This window comes from Helicobacter burdigaliensis, assembly GCF_003670295.1.
Classification (GTDB): domain Bacteria; phylum Campylobacterota; class Campylobacteria; order Campylobacterales; family Helicobacteraceae; genus Helicobacter_D; species Helicobacter_D burdigaliensis.
In genome coordinates, this window is sequence record NZ_QXJG01000002.1 from 24,932 (window position 1) to 44,592 (window position 19,661).

18 protein-coding genes are annotated in these 19,661 nt (G+C 33.5%); 11 read left to right on the plus strand and 7 right to left on the minus strand.

The annotated features are described in order from the left end of the window. Positions 1-389: 389 nt before the first annotated feature. From kcuS to hisS, 7 genes are all read right to left on the minus strand, one after another. Positions 390-599 (minus strand): KCU-star family selenoprotein, encoded by a 210-nt coding sequence (kcuS, locus tag EBF09_RS01420; protein WP_121763374.1) that lies wholly within the window; start codon positions 597-599, stop codon positions 390-392. Continuing rightward, positions 583-2,730: a carbon starvation CstA family protein gene (locus EBF09_RS01425; RefSeq protein ID WP_121763375.1), complete on the minus strand. Its 2,148-nt coding sequence runs from the start codon at positions 2,728-2,730 to the stop codon at positions 583-585. The genes kcuS and EBF09_RS01425 overlap by 17 nt, the downstream gene beginning before the upstream one ends. A gap of 297 nt (positions 2,731-3,027) precedes the next feature. Continuing rightward, positions 3,028-4,041, minus strand: coding sequence for a uroporphyrinogen decarboxylase (hemE, locus tag EBF09_RS01430; RefSeq protein ID WP_121763376.1), 1,014 nt, complete (start codon positions 4,039-4,041; stop codon positions 3,028-3,030). A gap of 10 nt (positions 4,042-4,051) precedes the next feature. Beyond that, positions 4,052-4,534 carry a YqhA family protein gene (locus EBF09_RS01435; protein ID WP_121763524.1) on the minus strand — a complete coding sequence of 161 codons (483 nt, stop codon included), beginning with the start codon at positions 4,532-4,534 and terminating at the stop codon, positions 4,052-4,054. 1,008 nt (positions 4,535-5,542) lie between these two features. Beyond that, positions 5,543-6,121, minus strand: a complete 579-nt coding sequence (locus EBF09_RS01440; protein ID WP_121763377.1) for a hypothetical protein — start codon at positions 6,119-6,121, stop codon at positions 5,543-5,545. Beyond that, on the minus strand, positions 6,118-6,516 hold the full coding sequence (locus tag EBF09_RS01445; protein WP_121763378.1) for a hypothetical protein: 399 nt from the start codon (positions 6,514-6,516) through the stop codon (positions 6,118-6,120). Before EBF09_RS01445 ends, EBF09_RS01440 begins: the two co-directional genes overlap by 4 nt. Positions 6,517-6,679: 163 nt before the next feature. Then, positions 6,680-7,984, minus strand: a complete 1,305-nt coding sequence (gene hisS, locus EBF09_RS01450; RefSeq protein ID WP_121763379.1) for a histidine--tRNA ligase — start codon at positions 7,982-7,984, stop codon at positions 6,680-6,682. Positions 7,985-8,117: 133 nt separating this feature from the next. Here hisS and rpmE point away from each other — a divergent pair, with 133 nt between their 5' ends. The 11 genes from rpmE to EBF09_RS09155 are packed head-to-tail and all read left to right on the plus strand — an operon-like array spanning position 8,118 to position 19,645. Then, positions 8,118-8,321, plus strand: a complete 204-nt coding sequence (gene rpmE / locus EBF09_RS01455; protein ID WP_111229261.1) for a 50S ribosomal protein L31 — start codon at positions 8,118-8,120, stop codon at positions 8,319-8,321. Between the two features lie 3 nt (positions 8,322-8,324). Next, positions 8,325-9,143, plus strand: a complete 819-nt coding sequence (gene rsmI, locus EBF09_RS01460) for a 16S rRNA (cytidine(1402)-2'-O)-methyltransferase (protein WP_121763380.1) — start codon at positions 8,325-8,327, stop codon at positions 9,141-9,143. Positions 9,144-9,158: 15 nt separating this feature from the next. Continuing rightward, entirely contained in the window at positions 9,159-9,848 is a 690-nt protein-coding gene (gene rlmB / locus EBF09_RS01465; protein ID WP_121763381.1) for a 23S rRNA (guanosine(2251)-2'-O)-methyltransferase RlmB, read from the plus strand. Next, positions 9,832-10,695: a hypothetical protein gene (locus EBF09_RS01470; RefSeq protein ID WP_121763382.1), complete on the plus strand. Its 864-nt coding sequence runs from the start codon at positions 9,832-9,834 to the stop codon at positions 10,693-10,695. Before rlmB ends, EBF09_RS01470 begins: the two co-directional genes overlap by 17 nt. Then, the gene (locus EBF09_RS01475; RefSeq protein WP_232817619.1) at positions 10,689-11,504 is read left to right on the plus strand and encodes a hypothetical protein; all 816 of its coding nucleotides are present in this window, start codon (positions 10,689-10,691) and stop codon (positions 11,502-11,504) included. The genes EBF09_RS01470 and EBF09_RS01475 overlap by 7 nt, the downstream gene beginning before the upstream one ends. Before the next feature lie 9 nt (positions 11,505-11,513). Then, a complete protein-coding gene (locus tag EBF09_RS01480) occupies positions 11,514-12,725 on the plus strand; it encodes an LL-diaminopimelate aminotransferase (protein WP_121763383.1) in 1,212 nt (403 codons plus the stop codon). A gap of 15 nt (positions 12,726-12,740) precedes the next feature. After that, positions 12,741-15,164, plus strand: coding sequence for a heavy metal translocating P-type ATPase (locus tag EBF09_RS01485; RefSeq protein ID WP_121763384.1), 2,424 nt, complete (start codon positions 12,741-12,743; stop codon positions 15,162-15,164). A 2-nt stretch (positions 15,165-15,166) separates the two neighbouring features. After that, the gene (pseB, locus tag EBF09_RS01490) at positions 15,167-16,153 is read left to right on the plus strand and encodes a UDP-N-acetylglucosamine 4,6-dehydratase (inverting) (RefSeq protein WP_121763385.1); all 987 of its coding nucleotides are present in this window, start codon (positions 15,167-15,169) and stop codon (positions 16,151-16,153) included. Further along, a complete protein-coding gene (gene pseC, locus EBF09_RS01495) occupies positions 16,150-17,313 on the plus strand; it encodes a UDP-4-amino-4,6-dideoxy-N-acetyl-beta-L-altrosamine transaminase (RefSeq protein ID WP_121763386.1) in 1,164 nt (387 codons plus the stop codon). Before pseB ends, pseC begins: the two co-directional genes overlap by 4 nt. 12 nt (positions 17,314-17,325) lie before the next feature. Further along, positions 17,326-18,036 (plus strand): pseudaminic acid cytidylyltransferase, encoded by a 711-nt coding sequence (gene pseF, locus EBF09_RS01500; RefSeq protein WP_232817620.1) that lies wholly within the window; start codon positions 17,326-17,328, stop codon positions 18,034-18,036. Between the two features lie 19 nt (positions 18,037-18,055). Then, positions 18,056-19,645 (plus strand): hypothetical protein, encoded by a 1,590-nt coding sequence (locus EBF09_RS09155; RefSeq protein ID WP_198672512.1) that lies wholly within the window; start codon positions 18,056-18,058, stop codon positions 19,643-19,645. Positions 19,646-19,661: the final 16 nt, after the last annotated feature.

Consider the following 19,661-nt stretch of genomic DNA (forward strand, 5'->3'; position numbering starts at 1 on the left):
TTGAATAGTCCAATTGTCACTGCGAGAGCTGAAAGCTCGTGGCAGTCTAAAGAGTTAGCCTTTTTGAAGGTTGCTCTTTTAGATTTGCACTTACTTACTCTTTTCTGGATTGCTTCGTCGCTTCGCTCCTCGCAATGACAAAAAGAGGGAACTTGCAATTACAAAAAAGGGTGTCATTATGAACGCTTAGGGATTTCTCCACTGTGTCATTGCGAACGAGTGCGTAAGCACGAAGTGTGGCAATCTAAAAGATTGCTTCATTGCTTTTCTTCTTGCAATAATACTCTAACAAGTTTAGCTTAAAAAATTTAGACAAAAGATTTTAAAATAGGAGTGGAGTATTTCTAAGGCTTTTAATTGTATTCTATAAACTTATAGCTTGTGCCTTATCAACATTTATTTCTTCCTGCACCATATTTTTTATCCATGGCTTCTTTAAAGAATTCCCTTTGCGATTTTGGGATTTTATCAGGGTGGTGCTTTTGCATATGTTCTAAATATTTATCATAGCTTGGCATTCCAACGAGCAAGTGAAAAAATCTATCTGATTTTTGATAGATTTTTATAAAAAATAGTAGCAATTTAGAATTTATCTGCATAATCACTTGCTTTAAGATAAGGGGTTTCTGCTAAAGGAATGGTATTTGTCCCATTAAGCGTTTTAAGGCAAATTCTAATAGTTTGTATTAAAACTAATATCGTAATAAACATAAAAAACGCACAAAGAATAGCATTTAAGAGATTGTTATTTGCTAAAGTTTGGAAAGTTTGCATTTTTGTAGTAAGTGCTTTAATTTCATTAGCGTCCTTAGTTTGCTCTATTTGTATGAGTAAATCTTGTGCTTTTGCTTTATTGTTTTGGTAGAGGGCTACATGGCTTACTGCATCGTGAATCTTTTCTCCATTTGCAGGAAGTAGCTTTTCAACTCCAGCATAAAGTGTGCTAACAAGCACCCAAATAGCAGGTAAGATAACTACCCATGAAAGCTTTGCTTTACCCATTTTAAATAAAATTGCAATCACTACTAAAAGAGCCATACCTGCTAACATTTGGTTAGAAACGCCAAAGAGTGTCCAAAGGGATTTAATACCACCTTGTGGATCTGTAACCCCTTGATAAAGGATATATCCCCATCCAGCTACACAGATGATTGTGGCTAAAATCCCATAAAACATAGAGTGGATATTTCCAAAAGGTTTATGCACATTGCCTAGCACATCTTGCACCATAAATCTACCTGCTCTTGTCCCAGCATCCACAGCCGTTAGGATAAAGAGTGCTTCAAATAAAATGGCAAAATGATACCAAAATGCCATAGAACCTGCATTAAATACAGGCACTTGAGAAATAATGGTAGCAAGCCCAATAGCAAAAGTAGGAGCACCTCCAGTTTTGCTTAAGATGCTTAATTCCCCAATTTCTTTTGCGGTGTTTAAAATATCTTCAGGCTTAATCACAAATCCCCATGAACTAATAGTTTGAGCAGCGATTGCAGCAGCTTCGCTTACATCTTTAATTCCTGCAGTTCCTAGTGTTGCGGGAGCCACATTGATAGAAAAATAAAGTCCAGGAGTTAGAATAACCGCTGCAATTAAAGCCATAATAGCCACAGCAGATTCCATAATCATAGAGCCATAACCAACCATTTTAGCATGGGATTCTTTTTCTAGCATTTTAGGGGTGGTTCCACTAGAGATTAAGGCATGGAAACCACTAATCGCACCACAGGCAATGGTAATAAATAAAAATGGGAAAAGTTGTCCGCTAAAGACAGGACCGCTTCCATCAATAAACTTTGTCATACTTTCAAATCTTACTTCAGGAGCAGCCACTAAAATACCAAAAGCCATGATGATGATTACCCCAATTTTTAAGAATGTGCTTAGATAATCTCTAGGAGCGAGCAAGAACCATACAGGCAAAATCGCAGCGATAAATCCATAACCTATCATAATATAAGTTAAAGTAATGGGACTTAGAGTAAAATAAGCTGCTAAAGTAGGGCTAGCTGCTACATCACGCCCATAAAAAAGTGCTAAAAGAAGTAAAACAAAACCTATGATACTAGCCTCCCCAATCTTACCAGGGCGTAAAAATCTCATATGGATTCCCATATAAATAGCAATAGGAATTGTCATAGCAATCGTAAATAATCCCCAAGGAGATTCGGCAAGTGCATTCACAACAACAAGGGCTAAAATAGCAATAATAAGCATCATAATGCCTAAAATCCCAATCATTGTAATGCTACCTACACCTTTACCAAGCTCTAGCTTGATAATCTCTCCAATAGATTTTCCATTGCGTCGCATAGAGATAAATAGCACGGTAAAATCATGCACAGCACCCGCTAGCACAACCCCAACAACAATCCAAATCATACTAGGCAAATATCCCATTTGTGCTGCTAAAATCGGTCCAACAAGTGGTCCAGCACCCGCGATTGCTGCAAAGTGATGCCCAAAAAGTATGGCTTTGTTTGTGGGGACAAAATCGCGTCCATCATTTTGCACGATTGCAGGAGTAGCACGATTATCATCTAGTTCTAAAACTTTTGTTGCAATGTATTTTGCATAAAAACGATATCCAATTACATAAAAGCACACAGCCGCTACAATAATCCAAATAGCTGAAATACTTTCTCCTTGATGGAGTGCCAATACGCCAAAGCAATATGCACCCACTAAGCAGATAGCAGCCCATAGTAGAATGCTAAGAAGTTTTTTCATTACTTTTCCTTAAGGTTAAATTTGTTTATAAAACTTAACAAAATAAATTATAATGTTTAAAAATTATACAATGCAAAAATGAGAGTTTTTTTAATGAAGTTATAGAATAAAAGTTTTAAGTTACTTTTTGTGAAGGTAATGGGGATTATGTTTAATTTTTACACAAAATATTAGAATGAGGAACTTTGCTTTATGAAAAATCTATTTCTTTAAAGAGAGTAAAATTCTTAATTTTTTAAAAAGCTAAAATTATAAGTTATAAACCCCTTCCATTAAAGGAAGTTAGGTATATTTGTATTACTTGTAATTGTGGATAAAATCTACAAGTTTTATTGCATTTTCTCGTGGTAAATCAGGTAGCATTCCATGCCCTAAGTTAAAAATATGCCTTTTGCCTCCCATAAGATCCAAAATCTCTTTAGCTCCGCTTAGCATAGATTTTTCATCATAGAGCCTACAAGGTTCTAAATTGCCCTGTAAGACATAATTTTTGCCTAAAGTTTCTTTAGCTATTTTTAAAGGCGTGCTCCAATCCACTCCAAATACATCAAAGTTTCCATCTATTTTATCTAAATAGCCACTAATGCCTTTGGGGAAGAGGATTGTGGGGATATGTGGGAATTGTGTTTTGATAAAATCAGCAATTTTTTTATTGTATTCCCAGCCAAATTCTAAATAAGCCTCCTCTTCTAATGCACTAGCCCATGAATCAAACACCATTACCGCATTCACACCTGCTTTGATTTGCTCTTTTAGATAGTAGCAAAGATTATGCGTGATTTTTTCTAAAAGAGTGTGGAGAAGTTTTGGATGAGAATAAAGAAGTTTTTTAGATTTTGCATAAGTTTTACTTCCTTCTCCTTCTATCATATAAGTAGCAAGTGTCCAAGGAGCACCGCAAAATCCGATTAAAGCCTTATCTTTAGCTAGTTTCTCTCTTGTAAGGGAAATCGTATCATAGACATAATTTAGCCTTAAATATGAATCATCACTAAGCTTTGCAATATCTTCAGATGTTGTGATAGGATTTGCAAATTTTGGTCCCTCGCCTTTAAAAAATCCAAGCTCTAATCCCATCTCCATAGGGATAACCAAAATATCGCTAAACAAAATTGCTGCATCTACATTTAAAATACCCACAGGTTGCAAAGTTACTTCGCTTGCTAAAGTCGGGTTTTTACAAAGCGAGAGAAAATCACCCGCTTTTTGCCTTACTTCTTTATATTCACTTAGGTAGCGTCCTGCTTGTCGCATAAACCAAACAGGAGTATAAGGGGTGGATTTACCAAAACATGCATCAATAAAAATCATTTTTGTCCTTTTAATGTTTTTGATCTTTGTGTAAAAAATATAATCCCACAGATAATGCTAAGATAGAAATAGCAAAAAACAGCATATCTTGAGTGCTTTTCATACCCATATTTAGCACTTTAGAGAAAAATGCTACTATGAGTGCCATCACGATTACTTTGGCGAGTTTGTCTTTGAGCTGGTCTAATGTATGGATTTCTAGCACTTTAGAAGAATTTTCATCTTTGATTTGAATCTTGCAGATAAAAAGTTCATAAAGTCCAAAGGCAAAAATCAAAAGCACTACCGCAATTAAATACAAATCAATCGCCATAATAATTGTATTTAAAAGGATATTGTGAATATCAGCTCCTGCTTCTAGTGCGTGCGTGTAGTAAAGATAGGTTTGCTTGCCAGCTTTGATAATATCCACACTTGCGACAATGAAAAGCAAAATAGCTCCAATGAGCGATAAAATGACTGCCAAGATGATAAATAGCCTTGCATTCCACATTAAAGATTCAAAAGTTTTTCTCAAAAAAGCCAAATTTTTTCCTTATAGTGTTAAGATTTTTGCAAGTATAGCAAATTTCTTCTAAATGCTCGTTAATTTTAAAGATAATAAAACTTTTAGGATAAATTTTTATTCTTAAAAGCTGTATTTTATATTTTATTCAAATTTAAATTTTTAATATGTAGAATTCACATTATTTTTTTAAGTTAAAAATACTTAAAACTTACAATAAAGTATTTAAATTTATTATTTTAGGGAATCTATGCAGACTTTAACTAATCTATTCACTACTCCACTCTTAGTGCGGGGGGGGGGGGCATTCTAGCTCTTTATTAACCCCTTCCTTTACTCTTTATCCCTATACACATACAAATCTAAATCTTACAAATAAACTTTTATTTAATTTCTTAAACTCTTTATTCAAAAGTAATTCTCTTAGGCGGGAAGTGGGAACCCTAAAACTGCAAGCAGTTTTGTCCCATTCACTGCTTAAGCAGTTAATCCTTTGGAAATCGCCACGAGAATTCTTTTGCAATAAAGAGTATTCCCTCCCTCTGTCATTGCGAGGAGCAAAGCAAAGTTGTAAATCCAAAAAGATTTACCAAAAAATTTAAATCATTCCTTTTATTCTTTTAAACAACAAATCCACACTTTATATAAAAAGCATTTTGAGAGTGGCCTCTCAAAAGTTTGCTTGCAAACTAAGGGAATCCTGCTGCCACGAACAAAATTGCTTTTTGTATAAAGTTTCATTGTTGCACTTGTCATTACAAACCCACTTCCTTTTGTTATCGCGAGCAGTGCTTGCGCTGTGTGGCATACAAGCAAAGCGAAGTGCAAATCCCCTTGCTAGAAACTAAAAATAAATGCAATTTTGGCTTTACATAAAAATTTAAAAACTTTACATAAAAACTTAAAAATTGCAATGTAAGCCTATGGACTATCATGCAATGTTTCACTGCTTGTAGCGGCACTTTACACTAATTTTTTTATAAAAGCAAATAAAATCTAGGGCAGTTTGGCTTTTTGCATTTTTATTTTTGTGCATTGGTTGATTAAGGTATTATAATGCTTAGCAAGATTAAGTAGTGTAGTTTTAGCGGGGCAGTCTTGATTGTTGTCCCGATTTATATAGCAATAATAAAAACTCTCTTGCATTTTGCCCTCTTTATAGTGTTCATAGCTTATTGCATTGTTCCAATAATTAAGCCTTAAACTCTCTTGCAAAATCCCTTCGTTATAGACTTGCACCTCATATATCTCATGGTTATCTTTAATGCACCAAACCCCAATGCGTAAGCCTTTTTCATAATCTCCTGCTATATGCGAAGAGCCTTCATTACCATTATTAGCTAGTAGATAGCTAGATTTTATCTCCCAAGTGCCTGTGCGTCTATGCTCTGTATCATAACTCCCAAAATGCAGTGCCATATGTCTATCAGAGTTATTTGGCTCTGTAGTTAAGCTAAGGACAATAAAAAGCCAAAAAATTGCACCAATCCCTACCATACTGATAAATACTATAATTCCACGCAATACATCTAGCAAGGTTTTAAAATATTTGATTGTTTTTTCTTTGCTTATCATTGCTTTTTCCATATAATCTTGCAATCTTGCACGATGCCACTTGCGATTAAAATCCCATTTTCTATAATTTCAAGCTTTTGGTTTTGCCAGACTTTTTTGGATTTTGCACAAATTGCATCATAGGGCTTTGGTAGTTTAGAATCTTCTTTAAACTCATTTGCAAAATATAGATTTTTATTCCATACTTCTTCATCTAGCACATAGCTTTTATTTAAAATTCGTAAAGCATAGTCATCTCTGCCCCAATCTTTGCCACAAGGATTTTCAAACACAGGGTAAGATTCTGCAAAAATAGCGATATAGGCTTTGTGCCCTAAGATAATCATAACGCTTAGTGCTATGCTAATGCCAATAATATAAAGTGAGGCTTTAAAAGCAAATTTTGTAAAACGCATAAGAAACCTTAAAAAATTAGTAAAATTATAGATAAAATCATTTTAAAGTTTTGCATTGTTTGGGTAGTTTTTGAAGTTTTTAGGGGGGGATTAAAATAAAATGTAACTTGCATAAACAATCCCCCGTTTATAGAGTGAATTTTGCCTTTGGAGAATCTAGAAATTAAAGCATAATCTTTTCTTTAACTTCATTTAAAGAGAGATTAGTATATTGCTCCCCGCTTTCCATATCTTTAAGAGAGTATGTGTTATTTTGTATCTCATCTTCTCCTAGAATAATCACCCATTTATAACCTTTCTTGTTTGCGTATTGAAAAGATTTTTTAGGTTTTGTAACTTCAGGATAAACTTCAATATTCACACCAAGCTTTCTTAAGTTTTTAGCGCATTCATAGCTAGTTTGCAAAGAAGAAAGTGGGATAAGTAAAGCATTTGCCACATTTTCTTGCATAGAGATTAAATTGAGTTCCAAAAGTCCTGCTAAAAGTCTATCAAGTCCGATACTTGCACCTACGCCACTCATTGCTTCTTTGGAGAAATTTTGTGTTAGATTGTCATATCTTCCTCCAGAACATACAGAACCTAAAGAAGGGAGATCATTAAGCGTGGTTTCATAAATGATACCTGTGTAGTAGCCTAGTCCGCGTGCAATAGAGAGATTGATTTTATAGGAGTTTTGGGGTAGTAGATTTTTTAGGATTTTGCAAAGTTCTTCTAGCTCTTCTAGGCCTTCTTTTAAGGTAGCATTATGGCTTTTATACTCTTGTAAGGATTCTAAAAAAGAAAGAGCACTACTTTCTTGCTTTTTTTGTATAAAGGATAATAAAAAATCAATCTTATCTGCTTTTAAAGAAATATTTTTTAATTCTTCTCTTATGGCAATTTCACCTATTTTATCTATTTTATCAATGATTCTTAAGACCTCAATAGTAGAATCTTTTATGCCTAGATATTCACAAAGTCCATTGAAAATTTTTCTATTATTGATGTGGATTGTAAAATCTTTTAATCCTAAATCTTTTAAGGTTTGATAGATAACCTCTACAATCTCTACATCGCTTCCTATGCTTGTGGTGCCGATAAAGTCAAAATCACATTGTGTAAATTCTCTATATCTTCCTTTTTGTGCGCGTTCTCCTCTAAACACATTGCCAACACAATAGCGTTTAAAAGGCAAGCCTAACTCATTTTTATATTGAGAGATAAATCTTGCTAGTGGGAGGGTTAAATCAAATCTTAGTGCAACTTCTCTATTGCCATGATCTATGAAATGATAGAGTTCTTTTTGTATTTCATCACTGCCTTGTTTTTTTAGGATTTCTGCGTATTCTAAATGGGGAGTTTCAATGGGTGCAAATCCAAATTTTTCAAAAGTATTTGTAATGCTTCTTAGCATTTTTGTTTTTGCATAAGCTTCTTTTGGAAGTCTATCTTTAAAACCGCTTAGAGTTTTGGGGGTGATTAGCATAATATTCTCCAAATTTTTTTAAAATAAATTGTATTTTACACAAACTTTTATTATTGATTTATTATTTTATTGGTATAATTACCGCTTTAATTTTAAAATTGCTTCTAAAAACAAGAAGATCAAGGAATAAAAAATGAAAAAAGGAATTCATCCAGAATATGTACCTTGTAAAGTAACTTGCGTTACAAGTGGTAAAGAGATTGAGGTTATGAGCACAAAAAGCGAGCTAAGAATCGATATTTCTTCTTATTGTCATCCTTTTTATACAGGATCAGACAAAGTAGTAGATACAGCAGGAAGAGTAGAAAGGTTTAACAAAAAATACAACCTTAAATAACCTATGGTTACTTTCCTTCCTACTCCCATAGGTAATTTAGAAGACATTACCTTGCGAGTATTGCAACGCTTAAAAGAATGCGAAGTTTTACTCTGTGAGGACACAAGAATCACTAAAAAACTCATCACACTCTTGCAGGATCGTGGGCTTCTTACAAAAAAAGAATACATCTATCATGCTTTGCATTCTCATAATGAAGAACAATTTTTAAATAATGTTTCTTTGGAATTTTTTAATCAAGAAATTGCGTATTTAAGTGATGCGGGTATGCCTTGTATTAGCGATCCGGGAGCTAAACTAATTCTTTTTTTACAAGGGCATAATATCCCTTATGATGTTTATGGTGGGATTAGTGCATTAACTTTAGGAGTGGCTTTTAGTGGAATTGTAGAAAAAGAATTTGTATTTTTAGGCTTTCCTCCTCATAAAATGCAAGAGAAAATGGAATTTTTTAGAAAAAATCTAAAAAATGAAATTCCTTTTGTTTTCTATGAATCTCCTTATAGATTGTTAGAAACTTTAGAGTTATTGTGTAAAATTGACAAGCATTTGCAAGTTTTTTTAGCAAAAGAGCTTACAAAAAAATATCAAACTACCTTTTTTGGTAAAATTACAGAAGTTTTTGAGAATTTAAGTAAGACAAATATTAAAGGTGAATGGGTTTGTGTGGTTAAAGCAGAAGCTAAAGAAGAGCATAAAAAAAGCTTGAGCGAAGAGGAAATATATAGCTTAGATATTCCCCCAAAAATTAAAGCAAAACTTTTAAGCAAGCTTCAAAATAGGGCCACACAAGAGATCTATAAAGAGCTTTGTGAAAAATAGATTTAGGTTAGAGTGATGATTATTTATGGTAAGCAAATTGTGATGTATGTCGCTAAAGAATATCCTAGTTTATGTGAGGAGATCTATCTTGCAAAGGAGATTGAAAAAAGCAATTTTAATCTTTTAAAAAAGCTTGGCAAGCCTATCTTAAAATTAGACAACAAAAAAGCACAAGCACTTGCCCATGGCGGTAATCATCAAGGCTATTTAGCAAAGATTACTCCGCCTTTGCAAACACCTTTTAAAGAACTAAAAAGGGCTAATTTTCTTTTGGTGCTTAGTGGGGTAAGTGATGTGGGAAATATCGGCTCACTTTTTAGGAGTGCTTATGCGCTTGGTGTGGATGGGATTGTGGTTTGTGAGCTAAAAGATTTAAAGCTTGAAGGGGTGATTAGGACAAGTGCGGGGGCAATGTTTGGTATGCCCTTTTGCGTGGTGCAAAATACGCTTGATGTGGCACATGAGCTAAAAGAATCTGGCTTTAGTCTTCTTGGGACGAGTTTAGAACAAAAAGGAGGAGAAAAAGATATAGGATTTAAAAAGGCTTTATTTTTAGGGAGTGAGGATAGAGGATTATCAAAGAAAACTTTAGCTAAAATGGATGTTTGTTTAAATATACCGATGAAAAATGGATTTAACTCGCTAAATGTTGGTGTTGCGGGTGCAATTTTAATGGATAGGATGATAAATGGAAGCATTGGATAAATTAAAAGAAATAGGTGCAAAGGAAATAGCACAAAATACGCATATTGCTATCAATAGAGTAGAGGATATTTTAAAAAAAGATTTTTCTTCCCTAAAGGATAAAACAAGCACAATAGGTTTGGTGCATATTTTAGAGCGTGAATATAGCTTGGATTTAAGTGAGTGGGTTAGTGAATATGAGGGGTTTTTAAAGGAAAATGGACTAGAGGAGAAAGAGGATTTAGAAGGTTCTATCCAGCTAAAAATCACACATGAAGTAACAGAAAATCGCAAAGATAAAGGGGGAATGATTATTATTGCTGTGATTTTGATTTTGTGTGGGATTGGTTTTTATGTGTATAATAATTTTTCTACTTCTTTAACTAAAGAGGAAAATGCTACAGAAATTAACACCACTGCGCAAACAAAAGAAGAAAATATTACAACACAAAGCGAAGAACAAACTTTGCCTTTAAAAGAGAATAATCAAACGGCACTTCCTCAAGTTGCAGAAGATTTGTCTTCTTCAACCCCTATAAATTCTCCATTAGAACAAGCTAAAGAATCACAAATCATACAAGCTCCTACTGCTTTTGAGATTAGACCTAAAGGGAATATGTGGATAGGGATTTTTTATTTAGACAATCATCAAAAGGTATCTTTAACGACTGATAAATCCATTGAAATTGATACAAAAAGGGAGCAAGTGTTTATCACAGGGCATGGAATGCTAGAAATGGGGGAAGGAGAGAATTTGCAAAATTATAATCAAGCGACAAAAATGCGTTTTTATGTGGATAAGGAAGGAAAAGTTGCCCCTATAAATTATACAGAATATATGCGATTAAGCGGAGGAGCTGGGTGGTAAAAAAAATTTTTTTATGCTTGTGCTTTAGCGGTATTATTTTTGCAAATTCGGTTACTTATAGCATTATTTCAATCTTAGGACCTCATGAATTTCAAAGGAATGAGCGTTTTATTCAGAGGATTTTTGCTAAAGAGGATAATTTTTTAGATGGCAAGGGGAATCCAAATCTTTATAAAATTTCGCAAAATCTAAAGACTAATGGGCTTTTAAATCTTACCTTTGGTGCTCCAAAAGAACTTCTAGTAAAATTTGAGGTTAAGGAAAATCCCCTTATTTTTATGAATGCACTTTATGAGGTTTTGCGTGCAATGGGGTATTATTATTATTTAGTGAAACAAAGTCAAATTGATGAAAAGGGCTATCAATTTACTCTATCTATGAACACAGAATATGCAATAGATCCTGTAATCTTGCAAGAAAAGTTGCAAGAGTTTGGCTATGAGGCAACTTTGATTGAAAAAATAAATCTGCAAGAGTGGAAATATTCTTTTAAAAATTTAGAATTTAACTATCCAAAAGCAGTGCAACTTCCTTTAAATGAAATAAAATTTATGGCAAATTTGGGGGGAGAATATTGGTATATGTGCGATGGGGGTAATAAGCTTGTTTTAGAGAGTGCAAATGGGGTAAAATGGTTTCCCAAGATTGTATTTTTTGATCAATCTATGAATATTTTAGAAGTTAAAGATACTAAAGAGAGTGTGCAAAGATTAGAGATTACTTTGCCTAAAGAAGCAAAATTTGTTAAAGTGAGCGATACTTTTTTGCCCATTAATATTAAAAATGGAATCAATGTGATAATGCAATAAGGAGTGGAGATGTTTAGTGAGATTGAATTTGAAAGAATTAAAAGATTACCCAAATATGTTTTTGCAGCGATTAATGAGATTAAGCTTAAAATGAGGCAAGAGGGTGAAGATGTTATTGATTTTAGTATGGGGAATCCTGATGGAGCAACGCCTAAGCATATTATAGATAAGCTTTGTGAAGCGGCTACTAAGCCTAAAAATCACGGCTATTCTGCTAGTAAAGGGATTTATAAATTACGCCTTGCAATTAGTGATACTTATAAAAGAAAATATGGAGTAAATTTAAATCCAGACACACAAGTGTGCGTTGCTATGGGTTCTAAAGAAGGCTATGTGCATTTAGTTCAAGCCATTACAAATCCTGGAGATACCGCTATTGTAGCAGAACCTGCTTATCCTATCCATTATTATGCTTTTATTTTAGCGGGTGCAAATGTCGCTACTTTTGGGTTAAAATGGAATGAAAATTATGAGCTTGATGTGGAGAATTATTTTGAATCTTTACAACAAGCTTTAAAAAATACAATGCCTAAGCCAAAATTTGTCGTAACTAATTTTCCTCATAATCCCACAACTGTAGTAGTTTATAAGGAGTTTTATGAAAGACTTGTGGCTTTAGCTAAAAAAGAGCGTTTTTATATTATTAATGATATTGCTTATGCGGATTTAAGCTTTGATGGCTATGTTGCTCCTTCAATTTTTGAAGTAGAGGGTGCGCTAGATGTGGCAGTAGAGAGCTATACACTTTCAAAAAGCTACAATATGGCTGGTTGGAGAGTGGGTTGCATTGTAGGGAATGAAAGGCTAGTAGGGGCATTACAAAAGATTAAAAGTTGGTTAGATTATGGGATTTATACTCCTATTCAAATTGCCTCTACAATCGCACTTAATGGAGAGCAAGATTGTGTAAAAGAAATCGCACAAAAATATGAAAAAAGAATGGAAGTTTTAATTGAAAGTTTTGGGGCAGCAGGTTGGGAGATGAAAAAGCCAAAGGCAAGTATGTTTATTTGGGCAACTCTCCCAAAATGTGCAGAACATTTAGGAAGTATGGAGTTTTCAAAACAGCTTTTAGAAGAGGCTAAAATCGCAGTAAGTCCGGGGATTGGTTTTGGAAATGAGGGGGATAAATATGTAAGAATTGCTCTTATTGAAAATGAAAATCGTATAAGACAAGCAGCAAGGAACTTAAAAAAATTTTTAAAAAAATTTGAAAATTAAAGACAAGTTTGTTAAATGTTAAAAAAATGCGATCATTGCCATTTAGAATTTGATACAAGTTCTCTTATAAAAACACAAATTAAGGGGGAGGATAGGTATTTTTGTTGCAAGGGTTGCGAGGGTGTTTATAAGTTGCTTTTGGATGAGGGGTTAGAGGATTTTTATGCAAAATTAGGAAAAGGCACACTCTCTCCTGTGGAAAATCATCTCAATGAAAGTTTGGAATATTTTGATAGTGAAGCATTTTTAGAAAAATATATCCAAGAAAAAGATGGCTTTTGTGAAGTGGCTTTGATTTTAGAGAAGATTCATTGTGTTGCGTGTGTATGGCTAAATGAGAAGATTTTATCCAAGCAGGTTGGCATTAAAAAGGCGCTTATTAATTACACAAATCATAAAGCTACCATTCTTTTTGATAAAAATAAAATCAAGCTTTCACAAATCATCGCAATTATTAGAATGCTAGGCTATGATGCACATATTTATGATTCTAAACTCCAAGAGCAATATGTTAAAAAAGAAAAGCGTGATTATTATATTAAAATGAGCGTTGGAATTTTTTGTGTGATGAATATTATGTGGATTGCAGTCGCACAATATGCAGGATATTTTAGTGGAATTTCGCAAGATATGAAAAATATTTTAAATTTTGCAGGTTTTGTGCTTTCTACCCCTGTTTTATTTTTTAGTGGCTCTATTTTTTGGAGGGGGGCATATACTGCTTTAAAATTTAAAATTCCCAATATGGATTTATTAGTCATTAGTGGGGCTACTTTAGGGTATTTGTATTCTATTTATGCGAGTTTTTATGGTGGGGAAACTTATTTTGAATCAGTTGCTATGATTATCACTTTTGTGCTTGTGGGGAAATTTTTAGAAATTAGAGGCAAAAAAAGTGCAGTAGATTCGCTTGATATGCTAAATGCTACAATGCCTTTAAGCGTGGTTGTATGCGAGGGAGAAAAAAGAATAGAAAAGGCATTAGAGGCGGTTAAAATAGGGGACTTAGTAGAGGTTAAAGTGGGGGAAAGAGTGGCATTAGATGGGGTTTTAAAATCTAGTGAGGCAGTTTGTGATGAGAGTGCATTAAGTGGAGAATCTTTACCTGTTTTTAAAAGATATTCTAATCCCATTCTTTCAGGATCTTTGGTGCTTGATAGGCCTTTTTTATATGAAGTAACTAAGAGTTTTAAAGATTCTCTTATGAGCACTCTTATCCATTTAGTAGAAGAGTCGCTCAATGCGCGTCCAAAGATTGAAGAGATGGCAAATAAAATTTCGCGTTATTTTTCTTTGGTGATTTTGTCTTTAGCAATTCTTACTTTTTTTATTTGGTTTTTGGGTGCTTATGCAGGGTTTGAAAAAAGTCTTATGGTGATGATTTCTGTGATTATCATCGCTTGCCCTTGTGCATTGGCTCTTGCTACTCCTATTGCTTCGCTTGTGGGATTAAATGAAGCTTTTAAGAAAAAGATTCTTTTTAAAGAGGCTAGATTGATTGAGAGTATTGCACAAGCAAATGTTTTGGTTTTGGATAAGACAGGCACGCTTACAAAAGGAAAGTTAAAGGTTGTAGATAAAATCTCTAAAACAGAAGATTTTGGCATTTTAAAACAGATTTTATCTAAAAGTAGCCACCCTATTGCTTTGGCAGTTTTAGGATATTTGGAGCAAAGCTTTAAAGAAGTTTCACAAGAAAAACTAGAATTTTCAAAGCTAGAGCAAGTAAGTGCTAGGGGAATGAGTGCTAAGCTTGGAGAAGATTTTTACTATGGAGGGAATGAAGCACATTTATTAGAAAATGGCATTAAGATTCCTAAAGAAATTAAAGAAAAATTTAAAGAGAGAAGCATTTTTTGTTATGCGAAAAATAATGAGCTTCTAGCGGTTTTTATGCTAGAAGATGAATTAAAAGAGGACGCAAAAATTGCCCTAGATTCCATTAAACAAATGGGGATTTCTTTGGTGCTTTTAAGTGGGGATAATTATGGAGTTTGTAAAAAAATAGCAAAGGAGCTAGGGATTAGTGAATATCATGCTAATTGTTCGCCTATAAGCAAGGCAGAATTTATTGATAAATTACATAAAGAGGGTAAAAAGGTGATTATGGCAGGAGATGGCATTAATGATGCGTTAGCACTTAGTAAAAGTGATGTATCCATTGCTATGGGAGGGGGGATAGATGTTGCTATTAGCGTGTCTAATGTCGTGGTTTTAGACGATAGAGTAGAAGGGGTGAAAGAGGCAATTAGGCTTGGGAAGAGAACTTATGGTTTTATAAAGCAAAATTTATGGATTTCTTTGGTGTATAATTTGCTTACAATTCCTCTTGCAATGGCAGGATATGTGATACCACTTGTAGCGGCACTTTCTATGTCGCTTAGCTCTCTTTTGGTGGTGGGTAATAGTATGCGGATTAAACAAAATAGCGAGGAGTAAAGATGTTTAATGATAAAAGTATTTTAATCACAGGTGGCACAGGAAGCTTTGGTAAATGCTATACAAAAACTTTGCTAGAGCGTTATAAGCCTAAAAGGATTGTGATTTTTTCACGCGATGAGTTAAAGCAATATGAAATGGCACAAACTTATAATGCATCTTGTATGCGGTATTTTTTAGGAGATGTGAGAGATGAATCAAGGCTCAAAGAAGCGTGCAATGGGATTGATTATATTATCCATGCAGCAGCACTAAAGCAAGTCCCAGCAGCAGAATATAATCCAACAGAGTGTATTAAGACAAATATTTATGGAGCGCAAAATGTAATTAGTGCGGCTTTAGCCAATGGGGTTTGTAAGGTTATAGCACTCTCAACGGATAAAGCAGCAAATCCTATTAATCTTTATGGAGCGACAAAACTAGCAAGTGATAAACTCTTTGTAGCGGCAAACAATATGACAGGAAGCAGAAAGACAAGATTTTCAGTAGTAAGATATGGAAATGTGATAGGTTCAAGAGGTTCTGTTGTGCCATTTTTCTTAAAGCTTATCAAAGAGGGTGCAAAAGAGCTTCCAATTACCGATGAAGAAATGACAAGATTTATGATTACCTTACAACAAGGGGTGGATTTTGTGCTAAAAAACTTTCAAAGAATGGTGGGTGGGGAAACATTTGTGCCAAAGATCCCTTCTATGAAAATTACTGATTTAGCACTCGCGCTTGCACCTAATTTATCGCATAAATTAGTAGGAATACGACCTGGAGAGAAAATCCATGAAGTGATGTGTCCTAGCGATGATTCGCATATTACTTATGAATTTAGCGATCATTTTGTAATCGCTCCTACGATACAATTTAACTTTTTAACCGATTTTAGCAAAAATGCTTTAGGGGAAGTCGGAAAGCTCGTAGAAAGAGGCTTTGAGTATAATTCAGGGAGCAACAAAGAGTGGCTTAGCAAAGAAGAGTTTTTGGAGTTAATCAAATGATACCTTATGGCAAACAAGAAATTACAAAAGAAGATGAAAAGGCAGTTTTAGAAGCGTTGCATTCGCCCTTTATCACACAAGGGCCTAAAGTGGTGGAGTTTGAAGAAGCTATTGCAAAAGAAGTGGGTGCAGAATATGCAGTGGGGTTTAATAGTGCTACTTCAGCATTGCATTGTGCTTGCTTGGCACTTGGGCTAAGGGAGGGGGATTTTTTGTGGACTACTCCTATTAGTTTTGTAGCTTCTAGTAATTGTGGGATTTATTGTGGTGCAAAGGTGGATTTTGTGGATATTAATCCTAAAACTTACAATTTAGATGTGAAACTTTTAGAAAAAAAGCTCAAAAACACTAAAAAAAGCAAGCTTCCTAAAGTGCTTGTGGCAGTGCATTTTGCAGGGCAAAGCTGTGATATGGAAGCACTTTTTAAGCTTAGTTTAAAATATGGCTTTAAAATCATTGAAGATGCTTCCCATGCATTAGGAGGGAAATATCGCACTTATCCTATTGGTTGTTGCAAATTTAGTGATATTAGTATTTTTTCATTCCACCCTGTGAAGATTATCACAAGTGCAGAAGGGGGAATGGCAACTTGCAAGGAAGAAAAATATGCCAAAAAAATGCAAATGCTAAGAAGCCATGGAATCACAAAAATCAAAGAGGATTTGAATAAAAAAAGTGCTAACAATGAGGGATGGTATTATGAAGAGCAAATTATTGGGTTTAATTATCGCTTAAGCGAATTGCATGCAAGTTTGGGTTTAAGCCAACTAAATAGGCTAAAAAGTTATGTAAAAAGACGCAATGAGCTTGCTAGAATCTATCATGAAGCCTTAGCGGATTTAGAGCTTATTTTACCTTTTGTGGAAGCTTATAATTACAATGCTTATCATCTTTATCCTATCTTGCTTACCAAAAAAAGTGGGATTAAAAGAAGAGAGCTTTTTGATATTTTTCACAAAGAGGGTGTGGGAGTGCAAGTGCATTATATCCCTATCCATTTACAACCTTTTTATGCAAGATTTGGCTTTAAAAAAGGGGATTTTAAAAATGCAGAAAGTTATTATAAAAAAACACTAACTTTGCCTTTATTTCCAACACTTAAAGAAGAAGAGCAACAAAAAGTGATTAGAATCTTAAAAGAAAATGTAGCTAAAAAGTAAAGAAGGGATAAAGTGCAAAGAAGGGATAAAATAAAAGAAAAAGCGATTTGTATTATCCCAGCGCGTGGTGGAAGCAAGAGGATAAAGCGTAAAAATTTAGTGGATTTTTTAGGGAAGCCTTTAATTTCTTATAGCTTAGAAAATGCCCTAAATTGTGGGATTTTTGAAGAGGTTTATGTCTCTAGTGATGATGAAGAGATTTTAGAATTTGCAAAGAGTTTTAAGGGTGTGAAGATACTTAAAAGAAAAGAAGAGCTAAGTGGGGACTATGTAGGCACAAGGGAGGTAATTCTTGATTGCATAGAAGAATTAGGACTAGGTGAAGATGTATGGGTGTGCTGTTTGTATGCAACAGCACCGCTTTTAAGAGAGGAGCATTTGCAAATTGCTTACAAAGAAAGAAAAGAAGAAAGTTATGTTTTCCCGGCGGTTGCTTATTCTTACTCGCCTTTTAGAGCCTTTAAGATAGAAAATGGAAGCAATAAAATGCTTTTTAAAGAGCATTTTTCTAAAAGATCGCAAGATTTGGAAGCTATTTATCATGATGTGGGGGCATTTTATTTAGCTAAAGCAAAAACTTGGCAAAATAAAGAAAATATTTTTGAAGATTCTAAGTGCATTATTGTGAGTGAGCTTGAAGCACAAGATATTGATAATTATGAAGATTTAGAGCTTGCAAAAATGAAGTATGAAATGATGAGGAATGAAATATATAAAACTTGAATTAAACAAGGAAATAAAAATGGTAAGAAATGTAGTTTTACTAGGCGGAAGTAATTCTGTAATGGTAAATGGCTTACAAAAAGGCTTAAGAGAAGGGATAGAAAAATACAATCAGAACAAAAAGAATCAAGAAAAGTTAGAGTTTTATAATTTTGCTGTGGGGGGTTGCACAGTTATTCAAAATCTTTATGAATTAAAAAGAGTAAGAAATCAAGAAGTTTTTAAAGAAGCTAGGCTAATTATTACAGAATCAAATATTAATGAAATTGTAAATAATAATCATAAATTTGAAAAATTGCCTTTAAAAATGATTTATAGGAATCTTAATTGGTTTTATCAAGAGCTTTATTTTTTAAATACAAAGGTTGTTTCTATTCTTTTGCCAAATCAAGTGAGCAATTATAAAGTTATTAATAATATCCATAGAAAGCTTTGTAAAAAATATGGATTTAATTGTGTGGATATGCAAGAATATTATAATAAACATGATATTGAAGAATTTGGTAATAGAATAGATAGTTCCCACCAATTAAGTGTAATTATGCAAAAATTTGGAGAAAATATTTTAGAGAATATTGACAATTTCATACTCCCTAAAAAACTAGAATTAAAAAATGATAATCCAAAGTTTATTTTTTGCCAAGCAAATGAGTTAGAAAACATAGAAGGTAGATTAGAAAAAATAGAAGTTCAAAATTCTATGTATAAGGAAGTAGTTTATCGAATCCATAAAGATGTAAAACTAAAATTTTCAAATAAATTTGAAGACTATAATCTCATTGCTTTGCATACTTGGAATACTAATAATAAATGGAAAAAAGAATGGGGAGAGTATAATCAAATACTGTTTAGAAATTATTCAAGTCTTGAAATTTATAATCAAGAAGTAAGCATTATAAAAGAAAACAATATGTTTGTAAATGTGGTTGAAATACAAAACAAATTTAGAGTTGATAAAGAAAGCTATGTGGCGTTAAATGGTGATAAGCCTTGTAATGAAAAATTTAATGCTGCTATGAGCTGGTATTCTGATTCTAAAAAATTAGAATTTTGCGATCTTATCTCCTTCTTCCTAGCTTCCCCTAATGGAAACTATCACGATGAAGAAATAGATTTTGAGGCTCTAGCTAATGAAAAAATAGAAATTGAAACAAAATATGATTTTAACCATTTAATCCCACCCATAGAGCTTTATAAAGAAATCATCGATGAATATTGTGTAAAGATGGGTTTTGGCGAAATATCATACACTCCTTCTATTTGCTCTAATTCAGCAAAAGCGATAATATGCAATCATCTTTCCTATAAACTTGGAGAAGCAATATTGTATAATCTAGGTTGGAAAATGATAAGATTAATATTTATAGCACATTATATTGCTAAAAAACATAGAATAGATAAAGGGAGAATAAAAATTATCAACAAACCTTTAGAGACTTATCCTGATTACAAAGAGGCATTAAGAATACAAAATGGCTTAGTCTACAAACTTGGTTCAGCACTCATAAAAGCAAATAATGTGCGGGGGGGGGGGGCAAAAATACTCTCCTTTATCCGCTTCTTAAAAGAAGTGCGTAGATTGAAGAGGGAGTATAAAAATAAAAGATAGATGTGCTATTGTAAAA

Coding starts and splice junctions, on each gene's coding strand:
- EBF09_RS09155 (WP_198672512.1), top strand. CDS start 18,056: ATGGTAAGAAATGTAGTTTTACTAGGCGGAAGTAATTCTGTAATGGTA.
- rlmB (WP_121763381.1), top strand. CDS start 9,159: ATGATTATTTATGGTAAGCAAATTGTGATGTATGTCGCTAAAGAATAT.
- EBF09_RS01425 (WP_121763375.1), bottom strand. CDS start 2,730: ATGAAAAAACTTCTTAGCATTCTACTATGGGCTGCTATCTGCTTAGTG.
- EBF09_RS01485 (WP_121763384.1), top strand. CDS start 12,741: ATGTTAAAAAAATGCGATCATTGCCATTTAGAATTTGATACAAGTTCT.
- pseC (WP_121763386.1), top strand. CDS start 16,150: ATGATACCTTATGGCAAACAAGAAATTACAAAAGAAGATGAAAAGGCA.
- kcuS (WP_121763374.1), bottom strand. CDS start 599: ATGCAGATAAATTCTAAATTGCTACTATTTTTTATAAAAATCTATCAA.
- EBF09_RS01440 (WP_121763377.1), bottom strand. CDS start 6,121: ATGATAAGCAAAGAAAAAACAATCAAATATTTTAAAACCTTGCTAGAT.
- EBF09_RS01470 (WP_121763382.1), top strand. CDS start 9,832: ATGGAAGCATTGGATAAATTAAAAGAAATAGGTGCAAAGGAAATAGCA.
- hemE (WP_121763376.1), bottom strand. CDS start 4,041: ATGATTTTTATTGATGCATGTTTTGGTAAATCCACCCCTTATACTCCT.
- hisS (WP_121763379.1), bottom strand. CDS start 7,984: ATGCTAATCACCCCCAAAACTCTAAGCGGTTTTAAAGATAGACTTCCA.
- EBF09_RS01480 (WP_121763383.1), top strand. CDS start 11,514: ATGTTTAGTGAGATTGAATTTGAAAGAATTAAAAGATTACCCAAATAT.
- pseB (WP_121763385.1), top strand. CDS start 15,167: ATGTTTAATGATAAAAGTATTTTAATCACAGGTGGCACAGGAAGCTTT.
- EBF09_RS01435 (WP_121763524.1), bottom strand. CDS start 4,534: ATGTGGAATGCAAGGCTATTTATCATCTTGGCAGTCATTTTATCGCTC.
- rsmI (WP_121763380.1), top strand. CDS start 8,325: ATGGTTACTTTCCTTCCTACTCCCATAGGTAATTTAGAAGACATTACC.
- EBF09_RS01445 (WP_121763378.1), bottom strand. CDS start 6,516: ATGCGTTTTACAAAATTTGCTTTTAAAGCCTCACTTTATATTATTGGC.
- rpmE (WP_111229261.1), top strand. CDS start 8,118: ATGAAAAAAGGAATTCATCCAGAATATGTACCTTGTAAAGTAACTTGC.